Origin of the sequence: Serratia sp. N21D137 (assembly GCF_047530005.1) — a bacterium.
In the GTDB taxonomy this organism is placed as follows: Bacteria; Pseudomonadota; Gammaproteobacteria; order Enterobacterales; family Enterobacteriaceae; genus Chania; species Chania fonticola_B.
The window spans coordinates 1-8089 of record NZ_JBLJAJ010000062.1 but is presented as its reverse complement, the minus strand read 5'-3'; the positions used below and the strand labels follow the sequence as shown (position 1 = coordinate 8089).

The 8089-nt window shown below is 49.3% G+C and carries 7 protein-coding genes and 3 pseudogenes; 2 read left to right on the top strand and 8 right to left on the bottom strand.

Annotated elements, in window-relative coordinates:
• From ACMV5H_RS24630 to ACMV5H_RS24620, 3 genes and pseudogenes are all read right to left on the bottom strand, one after another.
• The coding region (locus ACMV5H_RS24630; RefSeq protein ID WP_414822692.1) for an inverse autotransporter beta domain-containing protein at nucleotides 1-2648 on the bottom strand (2648 nt) is incomplete at its 3' end.
• Nucleotides 2649-2732: 84 nt separating this feature from the next.
• A pseudogene (locus tag ACMV5H_RS24625) lies at nucleotides 2733-2984 on the bottom strand (integrase core domain-containing protein); the annotation flags it as partial.
• A complete protein-coding gene (locus tag ACMV5H_RS24620) occupies nucleotides 2939-3112 on the bottom strand; it encodes a hypothetical protein (RefSeq protein ID WP_414822695.1) in 174 nt (57 codons plus the stop codon). The gene ACMV5H_RS24620 and the pseudogene ACMV5H_RS24625, both read right to left, overlap by 46 nt.
• 45 nt (nucleotides 3113-3157) lie before the next feature.
• Between ACMV5H_RS24620 and ACMV5H_RS24615 the strand changes: the two are divergent.
• Nucleotides 3158-3280 (top strand): annotated as a pseudogene (locus ACMV5H_RS24615) (AAA family ATPase); the annotation flags it as partial.
• A gap of 169 nt (nucleotides 3281-3449) precedes the next feature.
• On the opposite strand, the gene ACMV5H_RS24610 reads toward ACMV5H_RS24615, so the two are convergent.
• From ACMV5H_RS24610 to ACMV5H_RS24600, 3 genes and pseudogenes are all read right to left on the bottom strand, one after another.
• Nucleotides 3450-4190: a hypothetical protein gene (locus ACMV5H_RS24610; RefSeq protein WP_414822691.1), complete on the bottom strand. Its 741-nt coding sequence runs from the start codon at nucleotides 4188-4190 to the stop codon at nucleotides 3450-3452.
• Nucleotides 4191-4835: 645 nt separating this feature from the next.
• Nucleotides 4836-5216 (bottom strand): annotated as a pseudogene (locus ACMV5H_RS24605) (transposase); the annotation flags it as partial.
• A 19-nt stretch (nucleotides 5217-5235) separates the two neighbouring features.
• Nucleotides 5236-6383, bottom strand: a protein-coding gene (locus tag ACMV5H_RS24600) for an IS3 family transposase (RefSeq protein ID WP_414822694.1) whose coding sequence is annotated in 2 segments (ribosomal slippage) — nucleotides 5236-6146 and nucleotides 6146-6383 — 1149 coding nt in all. Because the reading frame shifts where the segments join, the coding sequence is not laid out codon by codon here.
• Nucleotides 6384-6728: 345 nt separating this feature from the next.
• Here ACMV5H_RS24600 and ACMV5H_RS24595 point away from each other — a divergent pair.
• On the top strand, nucleotides 6729-7199 hold the full coding sequence (locus ACMV5H_RS24595; RefSeq protein WP_414822690.1) for a hypothetical protein: 471 nt from the start codon (nucleotides 6729-6731) through the stop codon (nucleotides 7197-7199).
• A gap of 445 nt (nucleotides 7200-7644) precedes the next feature.
• Here the strand turns inward: ACMV5H_RS24595 and ACMV5H_RS24590 are convergent, their stop codons facing one another.
• Nucleotides 7645-7950: a DDE-type integrase/transposase/recombinase gene (locus ACMV5H_RS24590; RefSeq protein WP_414822689.1), complete on the bottom strand. Its 306-nt coding sequence runs from the start codon at nucleotides 7948-7950 to the stop codon at nucleotides 7645-7647.
• On the bottom strand, nucleotides 7919-8089 hold a 171-nt coding region (locus ACMV5H_RS24585), incomplete at its 5' end, for an integrase core domain-containing protein (RefSeq protein ID WP_414822693.1). The genes ACMV5H_RS24590 and ACMV5H_RS24585, both read right to left, overlap by 32 nt.

Below are 8089 nucleotides of genomic sequence, written 5' to 3'. Positions count from 1 at the left end.
ACCGCCGCCCCCGTCACCGGGTTGCCGTTCACGTCCGTCAGGGCGAGGGTCAGCTCCGACGCGTCCACCCCGTTTGCCGTGATCGTCCCCCTTGACGCCGACAGCACCGACGCCCCCGAGAGCCGGCCGCTGTCCGCCGTCAGGAGCACCGTCACCGGCTTCACCGCCAGGGGGGCGCCGTTCACCGTCACCGAGACCGCAGCGCTGCCGGCGGTGGTCCCGCTCATCCGCGCCGTGTAGACCCCGGCGTTCTCAGACACAGCAGAAAGAGTTATGCCAGGGTGAGAAGTTACAAATTCAACTGAAGCACCTTTAACAACAGCACCTGCAATATCTTTCAATTGTAAGATCAAGTCTGAATTGTCATTATTATCTGCAATGATTATATTTTTTTTTGAAAAAAAAGCAGAGCGGTCAGTATCGATATAATTATTCGCCTTGAAAAAAAACACAGAAGCTGAATATATTTTTTGATTACCAGCCTTTATAACCAAGGTTGATGAGCCTTCTGAGTTACTTTTTATTTTTGCACTATACTCGCCCGTCTCTTTTTTTACAAAGTCATAAAAAACACTACCTTCAAGCGTTGAGCTAACTTCTATATTGTCAATAAGCTGCTCATCTGAAATTATTTTAAAATCTAGAGTGGCAAAATCATTCCCATCAGCATAAATATGCCTTTTGCTTATTTTTACATCACAAAAAAAATCACATTTTTTGTTGTGAATATTTATTTTTTCTTTAAAAAAAACTCCTTGCACGGAAGCATATATTAAATAATTACCTTCTTCAGAAAACTGGATAAGGGACTCATAAACTCCTTCAGCACTCTGCAATGTGGAACCAATCGATGCACCTTCTGCTGTAGTGTTAAAAGTCACGCCGTGGCCGCCGAGCGGCAGGTTGGCATCGTCACGCAGCATCAGCGTCACCTTCACCGGCGTGTCCGTGTCCGTCGTCGCAGAAGACACCGTCATCACCGAGTTCGTCTCGCTCACCCGCTGGCGAATGTACACTTCTATCGGACCTGCCGAGTAACCACGCACGTACGGCGTCAACGTGAAGTGCTCCGCCTCCGTGCCTGCCGTCACCGTCAGGTCATACGTACCCGCACCGCTGTGCACGAACGGCGTCACCTGCGCCAAGCTTCCACCCGCACGTTTCGCCTTCTTGCCAGCCGCGTCAGCACGCTCCACGATTATCTCGCTCTCGTCCACGTCAACCGCATTGCCCAGGGCATCGCGCAGGGTAAGGGTTACCGTCTGCGCGTCCGTGCCGTCCGGTACCAGCTGCACCGAGGACAGGCTCACGCTAGACAGCACCGGGCTGATGGCTGCCTGTGACACCGTCACCCGGGTGTGCGACTCGCCCGAACGGTTGCCCCGGCTGTCCACCGCCACCCCACGCACGGTATAGGTGTTCGCAGACTCGCCGCCTGCTTTCCACGCAGGCAGCGTCATGCTGTGCGAGCGCGGGCCGGAAGACATGATAATACCGCCCGCTGCCTCCAGCTCCGGGGCGCTCCACTCAATGTGCACCACCGGGTATTTACTCTTCAGCTCCACGCTCAGGGGCTTCTGCTCACCGGCGTAGCCTGTCACCTGCTCCTGAGCCTTCAGGGTGATGACCTCTTTCTTTTTATACTCGAGGACCATATTGTTGTTGCGCTCAACCAGGTCCTGGCGACCGCCGGCAAGGCTGCGCATGGCCTGCACCGCATCCGGGCTGGTCTGCTGTAACCAGGGCACGCCCGGCGTGTAACGCAGCTCAAGTCCCAGGCGGGAGTCGCTGGCGGAGCCCTTGCCATGGCGCTGCTCAGCGTTCAGGGTGAGCAGCGGGAACAGCGTCCAGTTCAGACCTGCAGTGGCGGCATACGGGTCCTTCTGACGATTGTTGTGCCTGAACAGGCCCACCTCTTCACCGTAGTAGCGCTCGAACCCCAGCGAGGCGCCGAGCTGTGGCAGGGAAGGGAGCCAACCACGGGCGATGATATCCCAGCCGTTTGCCGGGCGCTCAAGGTAGTCGGTAACGTCCGGAGAGTCCCTCCACCCTGACAGGCGCATGTAGCTGTTTGCGCCAAGGCGCAGGTTGTCGCGCCAGTACTCAAGACCGAGACCTGCACGGGTGTGGCTGCGGGAGAGGTCGTGGTCGATAAAGGCGCTAGCGCCAAGCATGCTGTCAGCCCCGAAGCTGCGAACGCCGAGGCCGAGGGAGGACTGTGTGCGGTCGTCCGCGCGGCGGATGCCTCCCTGGGCAAAGGTGAGCAGGTCAGGGGAGTCGTACAGGGGCACCAGGAGGTCGAGAGAGGAGCCCTTCAGTGAGAAGTCCTTATCAACATCAATGGTGGTACGTGCCGTGCCGAACCGGCTGAGCCACTGCTGGACTTCGGCGCTTGCATGGCCGGCTGCAGCTCCGCGGGCGAGGGATGCGGCGGCATCACTGTCCGGGGAGTTGCTGAGGAAGGTACCTGCCCGGGATGCGGCCTGGGCAAGACGCTGCGCAGCCTGACTATCGCTCACATCAGCGGGCGCGGTGGTGTCGCGCGGGGGCTGGGCGGCAGAGGCAGGCGTGAAGGCAAGTAAGAGCGGGGAAAGCACCTGCACGACAAGCGTGGCCAGCGCGGTTCTCCGGACGACAGTGTTTTTCATGGTCTGTTAATATACCTGTGTTATGACGTAAATAATGTCAGGAAATGTGATCTTGACCCTCCATCTCCAGACAGCTTTTGTATCTTAAGTTAACGATGCCTGCAGGCGCAGGTATTCCCTCGGGGAGGGATATCCCAGCGCTCTATGCGGATGGTTTTCATTGTAATGGTTGAACACTGCCGCCAGGTTATGCAGCGCTGTTCACACATTCGGTTTTGGCATGACCGCAATGTAGTCTTCCTTCATCGTTTTCACGAACCGTGCCGCCATGCCGTTACTTTGTGGACTGCTCACTGCTGTTGGGCAGGCTTCCAGATTAAGCTCTCTGGCGAATTTGCTATATTTGGCGCGATGGAGTTGATGGCGGCATGTTCAGAGTGATATTCACTGCGCTGTTCCAGCAGCATTCGGACAGCCCGCTCACGCAGCTCTGGTGGGTAACGGTTTGCTCGTTTGGATGTCATTTCGGGTCTCCTTTCACTGAGAGTTTAGTCTCCCGAAAACCCGGTACGGTTCAGAATATCAAAGGAGAAAGCTACCGGTTAAAGGAGAAACGCAAAGCTGGAGTGCTAGCCAAAAACGCAACGCCAATCAGTGACGATGAAATGGCGGAAAGCGGGCAGTATCAGTAAAGAAAACATCTAGCGGGCATGAAAATGGCAAATAACAGTCAAAGATCGTGGCGTTGACAGCTTCCATTGCAACGGACCCACAATAACTGCAAATGAACCCCGTCACCGCCAATATCCTGTCACGCCACTCTGCCGTCAGGAGCGAACTGATTGCTGAAGAACGCTTATATTACACTTCAGTCATATTACTTATTGTTTCCCTCCGGTTGCTCAATTTCTCTTTATGAATTGTGAGCCGGAGTTTGGTACCTACGCGTATTACCACTCGTCGAATCCGGTAGGTGCTGTCAGGAATGTCGGTCCAGGATATGCCCCCATTGTTGCTTTGCTGGTAGGTCTGGGTTATCACGAACTTGAGCTCGCCGGGACCGACAAAATTCAACACCTCGGGTGAAAATGGCCCCAGCGCCGCGTGGGTGTCTTTACCTTTGCCTATATTGCCGGGCGTATAGACAGCATTGCCTATACCAAAGTGGCCCCCTTCCTGACGGTACTCATTGATCACATAGGGCCGTACCATGTGTTCAGGAGTTTGCCAGCAAACCTTCTCGCGCACGCGAATGTGGGCGAGATCTCCCAGTATACCTGTGTCGCTCTGCCAGGTAAGTGTATGGTCAATAGCACCGGCGGCACCTTTTGTCAGGCTAAATGTTCGGAAGTTGCACAACTGGGGACGCAGTTGTTCATGCAACCCCGAACATTCACGGATCAAGTATTCCTTTGTATTCCTGTATTTCTGCCATTTGATGGCTGATATTTTCTTCATCTCCGATGCCAATTGCTCTACTCGGAAGGTCCCCCAACCGTGCCGGACCAGATTGATAACAACATGCAGGTCACTACGCAGGATACGCTCATAGGTGGGATTGTCGGTTCTCAAGGTTCTTTCAAAATTGGTAAACTGGAACATGCATTTCCTCTCTGTGGACTCTTCTGGCTGATTACAACTCTGCCAGCAAATTTGCTGTAGCATAAAATAGTATTATATAAGTAGACCCGAAACGAACAATCCGGTGAGGCAGTTTTGCCAACACGCTGGCTTTATGTTCTGAAAAAATACGTTTTATTTGTCACTCCGTTGCCCTCTGAATTCATTTTCAGAGGGGGTAACGACTATCCTGACACTTAGGGGAACAAATAGAAAACTAGATTTATAATCCCCACCCAAAATAATGTACAAAAAATAAATATACCTAACCATAATTTCTGATTTAAAGTCATGTGTGCCTCACATTAAAATTTTTATACACTTTAAAGTGTAGTTGGGGTCAGTTTGGATATCGAAAATTATTGTACTATACGGGCTTCCCCGGCATGTCAACGCCGGTTTTTTCGGTTTCTGTCTGCTCGTCAGTAAAAATAAAGGGGAGAGACTGCAGTACTATAAACGGTTATGAGGAATCGTTATCGATTCGGACCCTGATGAAAGACGCTCGTGAGATTCTTGTTCGTTTAACGGATACGTATATCCTGTACAATAGTCAGATATGTCTCACGGGGTCTAACCCTTTATCATCAATGAGTTGTAGTTAAGATGGTTAATCAGCTTCGTGCTTTAGCTTACTGAGTACAACCTGAAATGATCACCATAATGTAGCGATGCCCAGCACAGTCTTGCATTTTTTGCCGCTATGGCCATAACGGCACGCCAGTATCCTCTGTGCTCAACTAGCGAGCAAGCGCATCGACTGAATGAGTCTGTCTTTTTCTCGGCACCAATCAGAACTGAACGAGCGCCTTGGACCAACAGCGTTCGTAGATACAAATCGCCCGCCTTCGTTATCCTGCCAAGCTTTGATTTTCCGCCGCTACTATATTGCGATGGCGTTAGTCCCAGCCAGGCGGCCAGTTGTCGTCCATTTTTAAAATCGTGCGCATTACCGATACTGGCGACCAGAGAACAGGCTGTTGTAGGGCCAATCCCTTTCAGTTCCATTTGAATCGCCACGGATAATCTAGACACTTCTGAGCCGTTGATAATATTGATTTTCATATTCCGTCGGTGACATATGATCACTCGAACCATGCCGACGCTTACTGTTATAAAACATTTCGATGTAATCAAAAATATCACTGCGGGCTTCTTCCCGCGTTCCGTAGATCTTTTTCTTTATCCGTTCACGCTTCAGTAGCTGGAAAAAACTTTCTGCAACTGCGTTATCGTGACAGTTACCACGACGGCTCATACTGCCCTCCAGTCCATGTGATTTCAGGAATGACTGCCATTCATGGCTTGTATACTGACTACCTTGATCAGAATGAACCAGCACCTGTTTTTGAGGATTACGCCGCCACACTGCCATCAGAAGCGCATTCAGGACAATATCTTTTGTCATCCGGGGTTGCATTGACCAGCCGATAACTTTGCGCGAAAACAGGTCAACAACCACGGCCAGATACAGCCAGCCCTCGTGGGTTCGGATGTAAGTTATGTACGTTACCCAACGTTCATCCGGTGCTTCCGAGTTGAACTGCCGCTGGAGCCTGTTGGGTGTCACGATACTGGCCTCCCCTTTACAAGCTCTTGGGCTTCGGTATCCGACCTGAGCCTTTATCCCGGCACGCTTCATCAGCCGCCAGACCCGGTTAATCCCGCACTGTTGCCCGCTATCTCGCAGGTCGAGATGGATCTTACGATAGCCATAAACGCAACCGGACTCCAACCAGAACTGTTTGATTTGTCCTGTCAGCCTCATATCTGTCTGATGCCGTGGTGAATGTGGCTGCTGAAGCCAGGTGTAAAACCCACTTGGATGAACATCCAGCACCCGACAGAGCAGACGAACAGGCCAACAACAGGTGTTATCACGGATAAAGGCGTACCTCAGTCGGACAGCTTTGCGAAGTACGCCGCGGCTTTTTTTAATATGTCCCGTTCGTCAGTAACTCGTTTCAGCTCTTTTTGGAGTCGGCGGATCTCGGCCTGAGCATCTGACTGTTCTTTGTTGGTGGAAGAGTCAGGCCCGTACTTCTTTATCCAGGCGTAAAGGCTGTGGGTGGTGATGTCGAGACGTGTTGCAACGCTGGAAACAGAATGACCACGATCAACAACCTGTTTGACCGCTTCAATTTTAAACTCTTCAGAATAACGCTTACTGCTGATGTGCACCTCTCTTTAGGCCATTTTAAATGACTCTGAGGTGTCTGTTAAACCCGTGGCGATTCAGTTAAACAACAGGGAGCAGGACACTTACACTTACACTTACACTTACACTTACACTTACACTTACACTTACACTTACACTTACACTTACACTTACACTTACACTTACACTTACACTTACACTTACACCTACACTTACACCTACACTTACACCTACACTTACACCTACACTTACAAAATGACACGAGTGTATTTTTTTAGTAAACTTATTTTATTATACACTTTGTGTCATAGATGTAAAACTTTAACAAAGCTTAACTAATTCCTTTTACGGAAACTAAAAAGATGACAAAAATAATCACTTACTTAATGAAACTCATAAACAAAAGAATAAAGCCTTCCATTGTTGTTTTAATTTTCATTCTATTCATGTATGTTCTTTATCCATTTATTAATGGCCTTGGGTGTAATTTTAAATTTATTTCTGAATCGCCTTCAATTTCTTTGAAAGGAGTATGCCATTTAGGAAGGTTCACTTTAGTGCAAAAAGAGAAAGAAACCGGTGCATTGATAAAGCAAGTTTTTATATTTGCAAGCCGAGGTGATTATATGTATTTTATAAAGGTAAATAGCAAGATAATGGGTGACTATATGGCTAAAGATGTTTATGCAGATGAAGTTTACAGGGAGCAGACTTTCAGGATTTTTTATATTAAAAAATCAAACATAGAAAGAAATACGTATGTATTTATTTCAACCAAACCTATTAATCTTATTTTTAGAGCTAAAATTTATGGTGAGATATCAATTTTTTGAAGCCTGACTAATTGTGTTTTAATTTTTAGTAAATGACGCAAGATGGAGCAAGATAGATCACAAACTGACTACTGCCGAATTGTAAAAAACAATATAAAACAACAAGGTTGCGCTCAAGGATGAATATTCTGCATCATCGTGCCATTAACTTTTAGAGATCTTCAGACATACTGTTTATTGGCTCTATCGCATTAACGTCTCGGGCCAGCCAAAGTTGGTGTTACGGATATATTTATGCAGCCAACAAATAGAATTTTTCCGCAGGTGACAACCCCTCACTTTCCGGATGCTGATATTGTCCTTTGTGTATTATGTAGCATCTATTCGATGCCAGCCAAAAGCGCCTGTGCCCGTCAACACGATTTGAATCCCAGCATCGGCCCTATCCGGCGTTTGATATTCCGGTGAACTTGTTCAACCAGATTGTTCAGGTACTTACTCTGCCTTACCATAATCGTTTCCTCATCAGGTGTGTCGGTGTGGAGTGTGGACAAACCCGCTGTGTTGGCCACACTTTATCGATAGTGACCTCCTCAGGTTCGCCATGATGACGTATGGCCTTGCGGAAGAAGCACAATGCAGCTGCAGAGTCCTGTTTGGCAGTCAGCAAAAAGTCGATTGTCTGGCCTGCAGTATGAACCGTACCGGTTTTGTGGGAGAGAGTTAAGTCCGGGAACTCAGGCTGCCAGATCCTTTTTCCCGATGGAAGCGTAATAGGCTTATTCTGCTTCAGCAGGTGGGATATGGCCAAACCGCTGAAGCAGCCGACGATTGTTGTACCAGTCCACCCATGCCAGTGTGGCCAGCTCCACTTCCTGTCGGTTTTTCCAGCTCTGCCGGTGTATCACCTCCGCTTTATACTGCCCGTTAATACTTTCGGCCATGGCATT